Source organism: Streptomyces sp. AF1A, assembly GCF_047340315.1.
In the GTDB taxonomy this organism is placed as follows: Bacteria; Actinomycetota; Actinomycetes; order Streptomycetales; family Streptomycetaceae; genus Streptomyces.
In genome coordinates this window covers 16,882-32,437 of record NZ_JBLEBI010000068.1, presented here as the reverse complement: position 1 = coordinate 32,437, position 15,556 = coordinate 16,882, and the positions used below count along the sequence as shown (strand labels likewise).

Genomic DNA, 15,556 nt, shown 5'->3' with positions numbered 1-15,556 from the left:
CGACGCCGCCTCCGGCGAATGGTGGCAGCGTGCCCTGCCCGAGGACAGGGTCGTGCTCGCCGAGCAGTCCGGACACCGTACGCTCGCGGCGACGGTGCGACGCCAGGGCCTCGCACCGCAGCACCACGACCCGGGCAGGACGACGGAGGGCATACGGCCATGACGGCGACGAACGGCACAGCCGGGGGCGAGGCGGCGGAGGCGCGAGCGCGGCACGAGGTGCCGAGGGCCGACACCGTCGCCGCCGTCGTCCGGCAGTGGCGTGCCGTGCACCCCGAACTGGACACCCGGCCCATGGAGATCATCGGACGGATCAACCGCTGCGCCGCACTGCTGCAGCAGGCCGAGGACGCGCCGCTGCGCCGGGCCGGACTCAGCCGTCCCGAGTTCGACCTGCTCGGGGCGTTGCGCCGCACCGGCCACGAGCTGACCCCGGGGGAGCTTGCCCGGGAGACCTTCTCCTCCGGGGCCGCGGTCACCAAGCGGCTCAAGCAGCTGACCGAGCGCGGCCTGGTCGAGCGTCGCGGCGACGCCCGCGACCGGCGCGTCGCCCACGTCCGCCTCACCGCCGCGGGCCGCGACCTGGTCGACGGCATCCTTCCCGAGCAACTCGCCTACGAGACGGCTGTCCTGTCCGTGCTCGCCACCGAGGGGCAGGGCGAACTCGCCACGCTGCTCGCCGAGTTGCTGGGCCGTCTGGAAGGGCGGATGGGTGCGCTGCGGGCCTGAGGCGTCACGCCGATGAGGCGAACGGGACGGCCCAGCCCTCCTCGCCCGCCCTGTACGGCGGGCATGTGCTTCAGTGGCCCGCACTGCGACACCGTCCCAACGTCTGGAGTCGGACATGAAGCCGAGTCGCACCATCCCAGCGTCGACGGTCATCCCTGTTCCGGTCTATCCCGACGTGCGGGCGGCGGTCGCCTGGCTCGGTGCAGCCTTCGGGTCTGTCGAGCGGGTACGGATCGGCGAGGACCACCGCGCGCAGCTCGGGTTCGGCGACGGTGCCGTCATCGTCGGGGATGTGGGAAAGGATCGCCGTCCCCCCGCGTCCTGGCGAAGTCACGCACTCGGTGGTGGTGCGCGTAGAAAACGGTCGCGCTCATTGTCACCAGGCTCGCGAGCATGGCGCCCGCATCGTCATGGAACCGACCGACTTCGAGTTCGGCGAACGGCAGTACACCGCCGAGGACCTCGCAGGCCACCGGTGGACGTTCTCGGAGACGCTCGCACATGTCGCCCCAGAGGGCTGGGCGGGACGTCCGTCACGCCCGATTGACGCGTCCCCTGGTCGGCGCTCTGGGGCGGCCCAGCACGCGTGTCATCAACGTCCCGGGACAGCACACCTAGATCCCCGGCCGGTACCGCAGGGGGTGCTCCGCCGGGATCTCCACCAGCACGATGCGGGTGCCGTCCGGGTCGGCGATCCACATCTCGACCAGGCCCCACGGCTCCTTCACCGGTGGGCGGACGATCTCGACGCCCTTGGCCCGCAGCTCCTCGTGCGCGGCCGTCACGTCCTCGACCTGCAACCAGAGCGCCACCGCGGGCGACGGCGGGGACTCGGCCCGCCCCGAGACCTCGAGGAAGCCGCCGCCGAGGAAGTAGACCGTCCCGCGCTCGGGGCCCGTGCCGAACTCCCGGTAGACGGCCAGACCCAGCTGCTCGCCGTAGAAGGCACGGGAGCGGTCGGGGTCGGTGGGCCGCAGAAGTGTCCGACTGCTGAGTACCTGCACCATGCAGGCGCAGCCTAGTGGCACAGTTACGCTCGTCCCTGGCTCAGCCACGCCCGAGATCGGAGAACGACCCCATGGAGACCGCCGCCACCGGACTCAGCTTCCGTGACGCCACCGACGCCGACGTCGAAGCGCTGGTCGCGCTGATCGAGTCGGCGTACCGCGGAGAGGCCAGCCGGGCGGGGTGGACCACCGAGGCGGACATCCTGGAAGGGCAGCGCACCGACCCGGAGGGCGTGCTGGAGGTGATCAAGTCGCCCGACAGCCGGCTGCTGACCGTCGAGCGGGACGGCCGGATCGTCGCCTGCTGCCAGCTCGAACACCGCGGCGAGCACGCCTACTTCGGCATGTTCGCGGTCAGCCCGGCCCTGCAGGGCGCCGGTCTCGGCAAGAGGGTGATAGCGGAGGCGGAATGTCAGGCCCGCGCGACCTGGGGCGTCACCGAGATGCACATGACGGTGATCTCGGTGCGCGAGGACCTGATCGCCTGGTACGAGCGCCGCGGATACCGCCGCACGGGACGGACGACCCCGTTCCCGTACGGCGACGAGCGCTTCGGCATCCCGCAGCGCGACGACCTGCAGTTCGAGTTGCTGGTCAAGAAGCTCGGGTGAGCCGTCCCGGCGTGACGCCTGCGCCGTGACGCCCACGGCCGTGACCCGACGCCCGACGCCGGACGTCGTGACGCCCACGCCGTGACGTGACGCCCGACGCGACGTCGTGACGCCCACGCCGTGACGTCGTGACGCCTACGCCGTGAACCGCCCCGTGCGCTTGATCTCCGGGTAGTCGGTCGTCGCGCCGTCCAGCTCCAGGGCGCGGACCAGCCGCAGGTGGTCCTGCGTGTTGACCACCCAGCCGATGATCCGGAGCCCGGACGCGCGCGCGTGCTCGACGACCTCCAGGGTGAGCCGGCGGATGTTGAGACAGACCGTCGCCGCGCCGACTGCGACCGCACGATCCACCACGTCCGTGCCGTAACGGCTCGCGATCAGCGCCGTGCGCACGCCCGGCACCAGCCGCGCGATCTCGGCGACGGCCTCGTCCTGGAAGGAGGAGACCTCCACCCGTCCGACGAGGTCCCGCCGGCGCATCACCTCGGCGAGCGCGCGGGCCGCGGCCACGTCCTTGATCTCGGCCTGGAGCGGCGTGCGTACCGCGTCCAGGACCTCCTCGAACACCGGCACCCGCTCCCCGCGGCCCGCGTCCAGCGCGCGCAGCTCGGCGAGGGTCTTCTCCGCGATCGGCCCGGAGCCGTCGGTCGTCCGGTCCACCTCGGCATCGTGCATGACGACCAGAGCGCCGTCCTTGCTCAGGTGCAGATCCAGTTCGATCACGTCGAGGCCGGCCTGCTGCGCGGCGACGAAGGAACGAAGGGTGTTCTCGGGCTCGACACCCATGACCCCGCGGTGACCGATGGTAAGGAAGTTCAAGGTTCAACTCGCTTCCGTCGACGGCGGCTCGGCACCCGCGGAGACGGGCGGATCCCGTTGTCCGCGCGGGCAGAGTCGCAGCCTAATGGCCGCGACCCGCGATGAACCCGCACGTGCGCGGGCCATTGGGGGGCGCGACCGGCGCCAGCTGGCCGGTATGCGCCGCCGCCGTCACCCTGGCGTGGGCGAGTCCCCAGACCCTTGACTTTCCGGAGCGCAGCCGTGCCGGGATCCGTGTCCGCGGTGGAAGTGACCGCCGTCACGGTTTACGACAGGAAAAACATCGGTGACCATGGGGGTGGACGAAAAAATTTCCTGAGCTGCCTCTTGCTGGGAGTAACGGGGTATGCATACGGTGTCCATACGCGAGGTTCTCCCGTGGAGGATGGGACATGACGGAAATTCTTGTGCAGGCGGGTGCGGAGGAGCAGGTTTCTTCGCTGACCAGGGTGGTTGAGCACCCCGCGTGGCCCGTGCTCAAGGATGCCGTGGAGCAGATCCGGCCATGGCAGTCGAAGGACGGCTCGATCGACTTCGCCGCCGAGGGTGCCCCCACCCGCGCGGACGCCGAGGCCGCCGTACGCCGTGTCGCCGGCGCGGTCGAGGAGCTCTCCCCGCTGCTCCCGCACGACGCCGCCTACCACCAGGCCCTCGTGAAGGATCTGCGCGCCTGGGCCGAGGGCGGCTTCCAGGTGCCGGACTTCCTGGACTCCCTGCTGGCCTTCCAGCCCGCCGCGAACCGCGCGGACGGCCTGCAGCACCTGGTCGTCTTCCCGATGTACACGCAGAACGGCAACCCGGACCGCAACCTGGAGGCGGTCGTGCTGCGCATGGTCTGGCCGGAGTGGCTGGCCGAACTGGAGCGCACCCGCTACGACAACCCGCTGTTCTGCGGCATCACGTTCGAGGACTTCACCTCCGGCTACGACACCAACTCGGCCGTCCTCTTCCCGGAGACGATCGCCGTGCGCGAGGCGCCGGAACGTTTCTCCTGGGGCGGCATCTTCTGCGACCGCGAGGCCGCCCGCTTCCGCCGGGTCACCGAGGCCGCCGTCGACATCCTGGGTCTTCAGCTGCCCGAGGACATCGCGGCCATGGTGCACGACCAGAAGCGCTGCGAGGAGGCCTTCGTGCTGTGGGACATGGTCCACGACCGCACCCACAGCCACGGCGACCTGCCGTTCGACCCGTTCATGATCAAGCAGCGCCAGCCGTTCTGGATGTACGGCCTGGAGGAGCTGCGCTGCGACCTCACCGCCTTCAAGGAGGCCGTGAAGCTCCAGGCGGACGGCGTGCCGCAGGCCCGTGACGTGCAGTACGCGGTGCTCTTCGACCGCATGTTCCGCTTCCCGGTCACCGGCGACCGCGTCCGCAACTACGACGGCCTCGGCGGCCAGCTGCTCTTCGCGTACCTGCACAAGCACGACGTCGTCCGCTGGACCGACAACAAGCTCTCCATCGACTGGGAGCGCGCCCCGCAGGTCACCAACCAGCTGTGCGCCGAGATCGAGAAGCTGTATCGGGACGGCATCGACCGCCCCAAGCTCGTGCACTGGTTCGCCGGCTACCAGCTGGTCTCCACCTACCTCGCCCCGCACCCCGGCTCCAAGTGGGCGAAGGGCCCCGAGGCCCTCGACCTCACCCAGCCGCCGCGCAAGCTCGTCGACGACGTGCTTCCGGACGAGTTTCCGCTGAGCATGTTCTATGAGGCCCTGTCCAAGAAGCTGAAGAACGTGATCGCCTCCACAAAGGGCATCACGGCGGACAGCGCCGAGCCGATCGCCGCGTGAGCGACCGCGCCACGCACACTGCTGCAGAGGGGAAGACCATGGGGAACGGGGCCAACGGGCCGCTCAGCGGTGCGGTGATCGCGGTCGCCGGCGCGGGCGGACCCGCCGGGCGCGCCACGCTGCTGCGGCTGGCCGAGGCCGGCGCGACGGTCGTCGGGGCGGACAACGACCCGCAGCGCCTGTCGGAGGCCGTGGACGCGGCCCGCTACGCCTCCGGCGGCGCCGCCGTCACCGGCGACACGGTGGACCTGCTCGACCTGCAGTCCACCCGCGACTGGGCCACCCACATCGAGAAGGACTTCGGCCGTGTGGACGGCCTCGTCCACCTCGTCGGCGGCTGGCGCGGCAGCGAGACCTTCACCAAGACCAGCCTCGACGACTGGGACTTCCTGGAGCTGCTGCTCGTCAAGACCGTGCAGCACACCTCGCTCGCCTTCCACGAGGCGCTGCAGCGCAGCGACCGCGGCCGGTACGTGCTGATCAGCGCGGCCGGGGCGAGCAAGCCCACCGCGGGCAACGCCGCCTACGCGGCCGCGAAGGCCGCCGCCGAGGCCTGGACGCTGGCCATGGCCGACTTCTTCCGCAAGGCGGGGGGCGCCGAGGGGCCGACGTCCGCGGCTACGATCCTGGTGGTGAAGGCGCTGGTGCACGAGGCGATGCGCGCCGAACGCCCCAACGCGAAGTTCGCGGGCTTCACGGACGTCAAGGACCTGGCCGAGGCCATCGAGGGCGTCTGGAGCAGGCCCGCCGCCGAAGTGAACGGACACCGCCTGTGGCTGACCGAGAAGCCGTGAACCCTCCCAGGACCGACGCGCGTCGCCATCACGACCCCGAAGTCCGCGGTTTCGCCAGTGACAACTACGCGGGAGCCCACCCCGAGGTGCTGGCCGCCATCGCCCTGGCCAACGGCGGCCACCAGGTGGCCTACGGCGAGGACGACTACACCGAGAACCTCCAGCGGATCATCCGCAGCCACTTCGGGGCGACCGCGGAGGCGTTCCCGGTCTTCAACGGCACCGGCGCGAACGTCGTCGCGCTCCAGGCGGTCACCGACCGCTGGGGCGCGGTGATCTGCGCCGAGAGCGCGCACATCAACGTCGACGAGGGCGGCGCGCCCGAGCGCGTGGGCGGCCTGAAACTGCTCACCGTGGCCACGCCGGACGGCAAGCTCACGCCCGAGCTGATCGACCGGCAGGCCTGGGGCTGGGACGACGAGCACCGCGCCATGCCGCAGGTCGTGTCGATCACCCAGAGCACCGAGCTGGGTACGCTCTACACGCCCGACGAGATCCGCGCGATCTGCGAGCACGCCCACGCGCACGGCATGAAGGTGCACCTGGACGGCTCCCGGATAGCGAACGCGGCCGCCTCCCTGGACGTGCCCATGCGCACGTTCACCAACGCGGTCGGCGTCGACATCCTCTCGCTCGGCGGGACGAAGAACGGCGCGCTGTTCGGCGAGGCGGTCGTGGTGATCAACCAGGACGCCGTGCGCCGCATGAAGCACATCCGCAAGATGAGCATGCAGCTCGCCTCGAAGATGCGCTTTGTCTCGGTGCAGCTGGAGGCCCTGCTGGCCAGAGACCTGTGGTTGCGCAACGCCCGGCACGCCAACGAGATGGCCCAGCGGCTCGCCGAGGGCGTGCGTGCGGTGCACGGCGTGGAGATCCTCTACCCGGTGCAGGCCAACGGCGTCTTCGCCAAGCTCCCGCACGACGTGAGCGAGCGGCTGCAGAAGCGGTTCAGGTTCTACTTCTGGGACGAGGGCGCCGGCGTGGTGCGCTGGATGTGCTCCTTCGACACCACGGAGGAGGACGTCGACGCCTTCGTGGCGGCGCTCAAGGAGGAGATGGCACGCTAGCCCGACATCATGCATAGTTATGCGGTCACACGAAAAGTCATTGACCCTCGGGTGGCCGCATTCCTATGCTCTGCCGGCATGGAGCTGATCCAGAAGAACGCCGACCTGTCTGCTTATCTCGCTGCCGACGAGGCCATCGACCACCACCATCCGGCGGTGCGTCAGACCGCCGCCCGGCTGGCGGCAGGTGCGGCCGACTCGTACGACTATGCGCGAGCTGTCTACGAGTTCGTCCGGGACGCCGTCCCGCACTCCGCGGACGCCGACGATCCCCGCGTCACCTGGCGCGCCTCAGACGTCATCGGGCAGCGCACCGGCATCTGCCACGCCAAGGCCCACGCGCTGGCCGCCCTGATGCGCGCCGAGGACATCCCCACGGCGCTGTGCTACCAGAGGCTCGCGCACGACGACGGCAGCGGCCACGCCGTGCACGGACTGGTGGCCGTCCGCTTCAACGGCGCCTGGCACCGGCAGGACCCCCGCGGCAACAAGCCGGGGGTGGACGCCCGGTTCTCCCTGCGGGGCGAGCGCCTGGCCTGGATCCCCGACCCCGCGGCAGGCGAACTGGACTACCCGGTGCTGTACGCCGAGCCGCATCCGGCCGTGCTCGGCGCTCTGCGGTCGGCCCCGGACCGGCCGGCCCTGGGGAAGACGCTGCCCGACGCGATCTGAGCCCGTGGGCGGCACCCCGGCGCACGACGCCTCGGCCGTGCTCGCTACCCTCCCGGCCATGGACAACGGGGGAGCAAACGGGGGAGCGAGAGAAGGCGGGACCGGCGGGACGGAGAGGGCGAGCCGGTCGGTGCCGGGATGGCTGTGCCGGCACCGGGTGCTCGCCTCGGCCATAGCGCTGGTCCTCGTGGCGGGCGGGGTGGCCGTGCCCCTGGCCCTCGGGGCGGCAGAGGACTCGTGCAACGAACTGCCCGCCCGCCTGCGGGAGTTGGCCGAGGGCTCGGCGCCGTCGGCGACCCGTGCGCTCGACCCGCGGGAGGACATGTCCCGTTTCGACGCCGTGCGCGCACTGCTGCCGGCCGGAGACCTGTGTGGCGACGGCGGCCGGGTGCTCGGCCGTGTGGTGGACGCCGCCACGGGCGCCGACGGCTCCGGCAGGGCGCACACCACGGCCCAGGCCCGCGTCGTCTACGCGGTGACGGCCGCCTACCGCGCGGCCGAGGTGCCGCGCGGCGCGGAGCCCGGCCTGGCCCGGATGCTCGCCGGGTACGTCGCCGACACCACCCTCGTGGTGCTGGACGACCCCGACGCCAACACCCCGGCGGTCCCGGCCTCCCTGGCCGCCCCCGACGAGGCGGGCTGGTCGCGCTTCGGCCCCTTCCTGTCGCCCGCCGACGCGCACCCGGACTTCGGGTTCACCTACTCCGGCGCGCTGGACACCGGGCTGGGCCCCCTCTTCGGCCGACTGGCCAGGGACCCGGAGGCGTTCGCCGTCCTCTACGACGCCGAGCGGGCCTTCCTGGCCCACTACCTGGAGCGGCTCACCCGCCTCGGCACGGACCCGGACTACCACCCCGAGAAGGAAAAGGGAGAGCAGAAAACGCCCGTCACGCTCGGCGTCGACAACGACCTCAGGGACATCGGGAGCCGTATCGGAGGCCTCCTGTGCACGAGGGAGAGCATCGCCGACGACGGGGACACCGACGACCTGGCCTCCTTCGACGCGGCCGTACGCCGGCACACCCGGGGCGCGTACCGGGCGGCGCCGCGGCAGGTGGCCGGCCGGCCGCCGATGGGCAGCATCGCCGGGCGTCCGGTGAGCGGGCCGGTACAGGGCGATCTCATGGACGGGCGCTACCAGATCACCGCGACCGTCGACGCCTGGGCCGCTGCCAGGGGGGTGTCGGCGGAGCGGGCATCGGTGATCCGGCGCGTCCTGGGCGGGGCCTACGAAGGGGCGTTCGAGGACGGGTCCATCTGACGCGTCCGGTACCGGTTCGTCCCACGCGCCGCGGTACGGCCGTGGGGAGGCCGCGGAAATCTGCCGGTGACGAGCGGCCGGCGCCGCTCGGCCGGGCCTCGGTGGAAGCACGCAGCCCTCGCGCCGTTCCAGCGCACCGATGCCGGGACCGCAGGGGGCGCGCGCATCGCGAACGTGAAGTCTCAGCGCGGTCGGGCGTTACGGCCCAGGCCAGGGGACCGGCGTCGCTTCCCCGGCCTTGGACACCGCCAACGGCCGCGCACCGCGGCCCGGGAGGCGGAGACGAGGAGCGGGGACGACCGGTGTCACCGCGCCTGCACGGCCCGCAGTTCCTCCGTCGTCGGTGCCGTACCGCCGAGGTGCGCGGGGAGCCACCAGGAGTCCTCCGGACCCTTGGGGCGGCCGGGGTAGGCGCGCTGCGCGGCGTCCAGCAGCTCCTGGACGCGCTCGCGCAGCCGGCGCGTGATGGCGCCGGCGTACTGGTCGCGGGGCGCCTCGACGGGCTCGCCGACCCGGACGGTGACGGGCAGGTGGCTTCGCTTGAAGTTGCGCGCCCGTCCCTTGGTCCACAGCCGCTGCGTGCCCCAGACCGCCATCGGGACCAGCGGGACACCGGCCTCCTGGGCCAGGCGGGCCGCGCCCGACTTGAAGCTCTTCAGCGTGAACGACTGCGAGATGGTGGCCTCCGGGAACACCCCGATGACCTCGCCGGAGCGCAGCGAGTCCAGCGCGTGCGCGTAGGCGGCCTCGCCCTGCGCTCGGTCCACCGGGATGTGCTTCATGCCGCGCATCAGGGGTCCGGAGACCTTGTGCCGGAAGACGGAATCCTTCGCCATGAAGCGCACCAGGCGCTTCTGCGGCAGGGCCGCCAGGCCGTTGAAGATGAAGTCCAGATAGCTGATGTGATTGCTCACCAGCACGGCGCCGCCCGAACGCGGGATGAACTCCGAGCCCTGGCAGTCGATCCTCAGGTCCCAGACCTTGAACATCGTCTTCGCGAACCCGATGACGGGACGGTAGACCAACTCTGCCATGGGCGGAACGAGCCCTTTCTGTCTGCTCGGGAAAGGGACTCCCGGCGGGAAGTTACGCAGCCGTAGGTTTACGGCGTCTCGCAGATCGTGCCCCAAGAACGAACGGGTAGCCAGTCTTGACGCCGCGGCACGGCGAGATCCTCGTCACGTCGGCCTACAGCCGCCGCCGAACCCTGAGGGCTCTTCACCCCGTGCGAGCCGTCGCCCTCTTCAGGAGCAGGACCAGCACGGCCGTGGTCACGGCCGCCGCACAGCGTGGCCCTCTCGCGTCGATGTCCATGAATAAAGCATTCCGCAGGGGAGACTCCTCCGGGAGGCGGGAATCTTTGCAGTCTCGTGAATGCTTGAGCAGATGGTGACCGGACTGGTGGTGTGTGTGGCGGTGCTCGCGGTGGCGAGCGCCTACGGAGTGCTGCACAGGAAGCGGAGCGGGAGGGTGCGGGTGCGCGGGCGGGACGACGGCAAGCGGCTGGGAGCGGCCGAGCTGGGCGGCGAACTCGGCGAGCGAGCGACCCTGGTGCAGTTCTCCAGCGCGTTCTGCGCGCCCTGCCGGGCCACCCGGCGCATCCTCGGCGAGGTCGCCGGGATGGTGCCCGGCGTGACGCACATCGAGGTCGACGCCGAGGCCCGTCTGGACCTCGTACGCGCACTCGAGATCCAGAAGACGCCCACCGTCCTGGTGCTGGACGCCGACGGGCGGGTCGTGCGGCGAGCCACCGGCCGCCCCCGCAAGGCCGACGTCATCGCGGCCCTGGGAGAGGCGGTGTGAGGGGGCTTCAGACGGGGGTGAGGCATCTCCCAGATCGCGGACCGCGCTTGACTGCGCGTGCCACCCGTCGTCAGCCTGACCTTGTGCCGACCGAACTCCTTCTCCACGGGCGGGTCCACGTCGACCTCGCCCGCACCGCGAGCGCCCGCTGTCCGGGCTGCTGAACAGCCACCGCCCGCTCGCCGCCCTCAGCAGAAGGACAACTCCATGACGGCCACGCCCGAACTCGGCGCCTACCAGCTCGCCTCTCCCACCCTGTTGCGCTCCACCTTCCGCCGGCACGCCGCCGGTGTGGCGGTGATCACTGCGCGTGGTGACGACGGCCCGGTCGGCTTCACGGCGACGTCCCTCACCTCCGTCTCCGCCGAGCCGCCGATGATCTCCTTCGGCGTCGGCACCGGCGCCTCCAGCTGGCCCGCGATAGCGCGGACCGACCACGTCGGCGTCCACATACTCGGGGAGCACCAGAGCGAGCTGGCCGCCACCTTCGCCCGCAGCGGCGCCGACCGCTTCGCCGCGCCCACCGTGTGGCGCGAGGGCCCGGAAGGCGTACCCGTCCTCGACGACGTGCTCGCCTGGCTGGTGTGCCGGATCGTCGGGCGCGTCCCGGCCGGTGACCACCGGATCGTGCTCGCCGAGGTCGTCCTCGGCGACCCCTCCGGCGCCGGCCGTCCGCTCCTCTACCACCAGGGCCGGTTCAACGGCCTGCGGGATTGATCACGCCCCCCTCTCCTGCGAAGCCGTCGAGTTCCGATTACGCTGCGTTGCAAAGGTCACAGTTCAAAGCGCTTGCTTAGCGGGCAGGAACTGGGTGTACTGACGAGTAATATTTCGGTCGGAGCGCGCGGACGCCCCGACCGGGATCGGCCGCTTCAGGCGCCTATGCTGCCTGCAAGAGGCAGCCAGGAAATGACGATGCAGTAGGAGAGCCGGCGTGAGCTTGAGGATCGTTGTCACTGTGAAGTACGTGCCCGACGCCACTGGCGACCGGCACTTCGCCGATGACCTGACCGTCGACCGCGACGACGTGGACGGTCTGCTCTCCGAACTGGACGAGTACGCGGTCGAGCAGGCGCTGCAGATCGCCGAGGACGCGGACGACGCCGAGGTCACCGTCCTGACCATCGGCCCCGAGGACGCCAAGGACGCGCTGCGCAAGGCGCTGTCGATGGGCGCCGACAAGGCCATCCACGTCGAGGACGACGACCTGCACGGCACCGACGCCATCGGCACCTCCCTGGTGCTGGCCAAGGCCATCGAGAAGGCCGGCTTCGACCTGGTCGTCTCCGGCATGGCCTCCACCGACGGCACCATGGGCGTCGTGCCCGCGCTGGTCGCCGAGCGCCTGGGCGTCCCGCAGGTCACCCTGCTGTCCGAGGTCTCGGTCGAGGACGGCACGGTCAAGGGCCGCCGCGACGGCGACGCCGCCTCCGAGCAGCTCGAGGCGCAGCTCCCGGCCCTGATCTCCGTCACCGACCAGTCCGGTGAGGCCCGCTACCCGTCGTTCAAGGGCATCATGGCGGCCAAGAAGAAGCCGGTGGAGTCCTGGGACCTGTCCGACCTCGACATCGAGGCCGAGGAGGTCGGCCTGGACGGCGCGTTCACCAAGGTCGAGGCCGCGAACGAGCGTCCGGCCCGCACGGCCGGCACCATCGTCAAGGACGAGGGCGAGGGCGGCAAGCAGCTCGCTGAGTTCCTCGCGGGCCAGAAGTTCATCTAAGGCCCCGCAGTCGCTGACCGCCCCTCAACTTCGTTACGCAGGAGAGCAATCCCATGGCTGAAGTCCTCGTCTACGTCGACCACGTGGACGGTGCCGTCCGCAAGCCCACCCTGGAGCTGCTGACCCTGGCCCGGCGCATCGGCGAGCCCGTCGCCGTCGCCCTGGGCAGCGGCGCCGCCGACACCGCCGCCACCCTCGCCGAGCACGGCGCGGTGCGGGTCCTCACCCACGACGCCTCCGAGTACGCCGAGTACCTGGTCGTGCCGAAGGTGGACGCCCTGCAGGCCGCCTACGAGGCCGTCTCCCCGGCCGCCGTGCTGGTCCCGTCCTCCGCCGAGGGCAAGGAGATCGCCGCCCGCCTGGCGCTGCGCATCGGCTCCGGCATCATCACCGACGCCGTCGACCTGGAGGCCGGCGACGAGGGCCCGGTGGCCACCCAGTCGGTGTTCGCCGCCTCGTTCACCACCAAGTCCCGCGTCATCAAGGGCACCCCGGTCATCACGGTCAAGCCGAACTCGGCCGCCGTCGAGGCCGCCCCGGCCGCGGGCAGCGTCGAGGCCCTGAGCGTGTCCTTCTCCGAGAAGGCGACCGGCACGAAGATCACCGGCCGTACGCCGCGTGAGTCCACGGGCCGCCCGGAGCTGACCGAGGCCGCGATCGTGGTCTCCGGCGGCCGTGGCGTCAACGGCGCCGAGAACTTCTCGATCATCGAGGCCCTCGCCGACTCCCTCGGCGCGGCCGTCGGCGCCTCGCGTGCCGCGGTCGACGCCGGCTGGTACCCGCACACCAACCAGGTCGGCCAGACCGGCAAGAGCGTCTCGCCGCAGCTGTACATCGCCAACGGCATCTCCGGCGCCATCCAGCACCGCGCCGGCATGCAGACCTCCAAGACGATCGTGGCCGTCAACAAGGACCCCGAGGCCCCGATCTTCGAGCTGGTCGACTTCGGCGTCGTCGGCGACCTCTTCGACGTCGTCCCGCAGCTGACCGAGGAGATCAAGGCCCGCAAGGGCTGAGCCGCCGAGGTGCGGCACGAGGCCCCGGTGACCGGCGCGGTCACCGGGGCCTCGGTGCATCCTGAAGACCGGCCCGGTGGCACCGGCCGGGGCCCGGCGGGGTGTTGACCACCGGGAACGCCGGCGGATAACTTCGTTCTACGGATTGTTGATTCCGTACAGCGGAAAACTGGAGGGCGTGGGATGGGTCAGCAGGAGCGGGTGGCGACGAGCCTCGCGGGCGCCGTCAGCGAGGAGATCAGCGCCTTTCTGGCACCGGTCGACGCGGAACTGGAGCGCCGCTACCCCGGAGACCCCGGCACCCGGCAGCCCGTCCACACCGTCTACGTCCCCGGTGACGCCTTCGCCGCCGACACCATCCGCTCCTGGGGCGACCAGGCCCTCGCGCTCCTCGACGAACACGCCCCCGACGCCGCCTCCTTCGCGGCCGTCCTGGGCCTCGGCGACGACCTCGCGGAGCCGGTGCACTCCCGCGTCCGCGCCAAGCTGGAGCGCGAGCCCGTCGAGGACCTCCGGGTCGACTTCGAGGACGGCTACGGCCCCCGCCCCGACGCCGAGGAGGACGAGACGGCGGCCCGCGCGGCGCGGCTGATCGCGCAGGCGTACCGCAACGGCACGGCGGCGCCGTACATGGGCATCCGCACGAAGTGCATGGAGGCCGCCGTCCGCCACCGGGGCATCCGCACGCTCGACATCTTCCTCACCGGTCTCATGGCGGCGGGCGGCCTGCCCGAGGGCCTCGTCCTGACCCTGCCCAAGGTGACCTGTGCCGAGCAGGTGAGCGCCTTCGCCCGGCTGCTCGGGGCCTTCGAGAAGGCACACGGCCTGGACGCCGGGCGGCTCGGCTTCGAGATCCAGATCGAGACCAGCCAGGCCATCCTCGCCACCGACGGCACCGCGACCGTCGCCCGCATGATCCAGGCCGCCGAGGGCCGCGCCACCGGCCTGCACTACGGCACGTTCGACTACAGCGCCTGCCTCGGCGTCAGCGCCGCCCACCAGGCCAGTGACCACCCGGCCGCCGACCACGCCAAGGCGGTCATGCAGGTGGCGGCGGCGGGCACCGGCGTACGCGTCTCGGACGGCTCCACCAACGTCCTCCCGGTCGGCCCGACGCCGAAGGTGCACGACGCCTGGCGGCTCCACTACGGCCTCACCCGCCGCGCCCTGGCCCGCGCCTACTACCAGGGCTGGGACATGCACCCCGGCCATCTCCCGACCCGCTACGCGGCCGTCTTCGCCTTCTACCGCGAGGGCTTCGAGCAGGCCGCGGGCCGCCTCGCCCGCTACGCCGACCGGGCCGGCGGCGACGTCATGGACGAGCCCGCCACCGCCAAGGCGCTCAGCGGCTACCTGCTGCGCGGCCTCGACTGCGGCGCCCTCGACACCGCCGAGGTCGCCCGGCTCACCGGCCTGACCCGCGCCGACCTGGAGGGCTTCGCCGCGCCCCGCCGCGGCGACCTCACCGCCTCCGGGAAGTAGGCCTCGCGGGACCGCCGGGCCCCGTGCGCTCCCAGGAGGGCTGCCGGCCGTCGAGGTAGGGCTCCAGCCCCGACTCCGTCACCCACTGCTGCTCGGCGAACAGCCGGGTGCCCTGCGCGCACCGCCCGACGTCCCCGCGCGCCCGCGCGCAGAACTCCTCGGGTGTCACGCCGAACAGTTCCCGCAGCGGGGCCGACGCCGACAGGAGCGAGGAGAGGAGCGCGCGCTGCCCGGGATGCCGGCGCGGCGCCCCGTCCCCGTGGCGCAGCACGCCGTGCCGGTTGACGTAGGCGTACGCCCCCGGCAGCACGGAGCCGTCGGGCAGTTCGATCCGCACGTCCGGGGCGGGCAGCCAGGCCCGGCCGAAGTTGCCGGCGGGCAGCGGCACGCCCTCGCTCGCGTCGATCACGGCCAGCTGCCGGTCGTCCAGCCAGATGACGAACAACTCGCTCGGCCCGCGCGGGGACGCGACGGGGGAGGCGGAGACATAGCCGAAGCGGCTCACGTGCGCGGAGACGCCCACGCCGACTCCGGACACCCGGGTCCGCACCATCGGCACCGGGGAGTCGATGCCGAACTCGCGCATCTTGTGCCGCAACTGGCCCGGGCACGCGTTGGAACCGATGGCGAGGACCGGCACACGATCCTCGTACACCAGGCGTTCCAGCGGCAGCAGCCGGTCGCCGTTCAGCAGCCCGGAGCCGGCCGGCCAGGCGCCCGGATAGGTCAGCGGATGTTCGCGCGGCACCCCGGCGAGGCCCAGTTCCTCCAGCGTGGCCATGCGC

The 15,556-nt window shown here is 71.7% G+C and carries 16 protein-coding genes and 1 pseudogene; 13 read left to right on the top strand and 4 right to left on the bottom strand.

Annotated elements, in window-relative coordinates:
* Positions 1–159 precede the first annotated feature (159 nt).
* Together ACLU3S_RS19620 and ACLU3S_RS19615 are read left to right on the top strand one after the other, a co-directional pair.
* On the top strand, positions 160–729 hold the full coding sequence (locus ACLU3S_RS19620) for a MarR family winged helix-turn-helix transcriptional regulator (RefSeq protein WP_413953202.1): 570 nt from the start codon (positions 160–162) through the stop codon (positions 727–729).
* Between the two features lie 290 nt (positions 730–1,019).
* Positions 1,020–1,154: pseudogene (locus ACLU3S_RS19615) on the top strand (hypothetical protein); the annotation flags it as partial.
* A gap of 189 nt (positions 1,155–1,343) precedes the next feature.
* Here ACLU3S_RS19615 and ACLU3S_RS19610 read toward each other — a convergent pair.
* Positions 1,344–1,736: a VOC family protein gene (locus ACLU3S_RS19610; protein ID WP_413953201.1), complete on the bottom strand. Its 393-nt coding sequence runs from the start codon at positions 1,734–1,736 to the stop codon at positions 1,344–1,346.
* Positions 1,737–1,807: 71 nt separating this feature from the next.
* On the opposite strand from ACLU3S_RS19610, the gene ACLU3S_RS19605 reads away from it, so the two are divergent.
* Complete coding sequence (locus tag ACLU3S_RS19605) at positions 1,808–2,347, top strand: GNAT family N-acetyltransferase (RefSeq protein ID WP_413953200.1); 540 nt, start codon at positions 1,808–1,810, stop codon at positions 2,345–2,347.
* Between the two features lie 135 nt (positions 2,348–2,482).
* Here the strand turns inward: ACLU3S_RS19605 and ACLU3S_RS19600 are convergent, their stop codons facing one another.
* Positions 2,483–3,166, bottom strand: coding sequence for a glycerophosphodiester phosphodiesterase (locus ACLU3S_RS19600; RefSeq protein ID WP_413953199.1), 684 nt, complete (start codon positions 3,164–3,166; stop codon positions 2,483–2,485).
* Positions 3,167–3,558: 392 nt separating this feature from the next.
* Here ACLU3S_RS19600 and ACLU3S_RS19595 point away from each other — a divergent pair, with 392 nt between their 5' ends.
* From ACLU3S_RS19595 to ACLU3S_RS19575, 5 genes are all read left to right on the top strand, one after another.
* The gene (locus tag ACLU3S_RS19595) at positions 3,559–4,956 is read left to right on the top strand and encodes a DUF6421 family protein (RefSeq protein WP_413953198.1); all 1,398 of its coding nucleotides are present in this window, start codon (positions 3,559–3,561) and stop codon (positions 4,954–4,956) included.
* Between the two features lie 38 nt (positions 4,957–4,994).
* Positions 4,995–5,750: an SDR family NAD(P)-dependent oxidoreductase gene (locus ACLU3S_RS19590; RefSeq protein ID WP_413953197.1), complete on the top strand. Its 756-nt coding sequence runs from the start codon at positions 4,995–4,997 to the stop codon at positions 5,748–5,750.
* Positions 5,747–6,817 (top strand): threonine aldolase family protein, encoded by a 1,071-nt coding sequence (locus ACLU3S_RS19585; RefSeq protein WP_413953196.1) that lies wholly within the window; start codon positions 5,747–5,749, stop codon positions 6,815–6,817. Before ACLU3S_RS19590 ends, ACLU3S_RS19585 begins: the two co-directional genes overlap by 4 nt.
* 78 nt (positions 6,818–6,895) lie before the next feature.
* Entirely contained in the window at positions 6,896–7,489 is a 594-nt protein-coding gene (locus ACLU3S_RS19580) for a transglutaminase domain-containing protein (RefSeq protein ID WP_413953195.1), read from the top strand.
* A gap of 130 nt (positions 7,490–7,619) precedes the next feature.
* The gene (locus tag ACLU3S_RS19575; protein ID WP_413953194.1) at positions 7,620–8,750 is read left to right on the top strand and encodes a hypothetical protein; all 1,131 of its coding nucleotides are present in this window, start codon (positions 7,620–7,622) and stop codon (positions 8,748–8,750) included.
* Positions 8,751–9,055: 305 nt separating this feature from the next.
* Here ACLU3S_RS19575 and ACLU3S_RS19570 read toward each other — a convergent pair whose 3' ends face one another.
* Positions 9,056–9,784: a lysophospholipid acyltransferase family protein gene (locus tag ACLU3S_RS19570; protein WP_413953193.1), complete on the bottom strand. Its 729-nt coding sequence runs from the start codon at positions 9,782–9,784 to the stop codon at positions 9,056–9,058.
* Between the two features lie 355 nt (positions 9,785–10,139).
* Here ACLU3S_RS19570 and ACLU3S_RS19565 point away from each other — a divergent pair, with 355 nt between their 5' ends.
* From ACLU3S_RS19565 to ACLU3S_RS19545, 5 genes are all read left to right on the top strand, one after another.
* Entirely contained in the window at positions 10,140–10,553 is a 414-nt protein-coding gene (locus tag ACLU3S_RS19565; protein ID WP_413953203.1) for a TlpA family protein disulfide reductase, read from the top strand.
* 207 nt (positions 10,554–10,760) lie between these two features.
* Complete coding sequence (locus ACLU3S_RS19560; protein WP_413953192.1) at positions 10,761–11,270, top strand: flavin reductase family protein; 510 nt, start codon at positions 10,761–10,763, stop codon at positions 11,268–11,270.
* 217 nt (positions 11,271–11,487) lie between these two features.
* Positions 11,488–12,273, top strand: coding sequence for an electron transfer flavoprotein subunit beta/FixA family protein (locus tag ACLU3S_RS19555; protein WP_413953191.1), 786 nt, complete (start codon positions 11,488–11,490; stop codon positions 12,271–12,273).
* A 53-nt stretch (positions 12,274–12,326) separates the two neighbouring features.
* Positions 12,327–13,289, top strand: a complete 963-nt coding sequence (locus ACLU3S_RS19550) for an electron transfer flavoprotein subunit alpha/FixB family protein (protein ID WP_413953190.1) — start codon at positions 12,327–12,329, stop codon at positions 13,287–13,289.
* Positions 13,290–13,472: 183 nt separating this feature from the next.
* On the top strand, positions 13,473–14,771 hold the full coding sequence (locus ACLU3S_RS19545; protein ID WP_413953189.1) for a DUF6986 family protein: 1,299 nt from the start codon (positions 13,473–13,475) through the stop codon (positions 14,769–14,771).
* Here the strand turns inward: ACLU3S_RS19545 and ACLU3S_RS19540 are convergent.
* The gene (locus ACLU3S_RS19540) at positions 14,752–15,552 is read right to left on the bottom strand and encodes a hypothetical protein (protein WP_413953188.1); all 801 of its coding nucleotides are present in this window, start codon (positions 15,550–15,552) and stop codon (positions 14,752–14,754) included. The two genes, ACLU3S_RS19545 and ACLU3S_RS19540, sit on opposite strands and share 20 nt — an antisense overlap.
* Positions 15,553–15,556 lie beyond the last annotated feature (4 nt).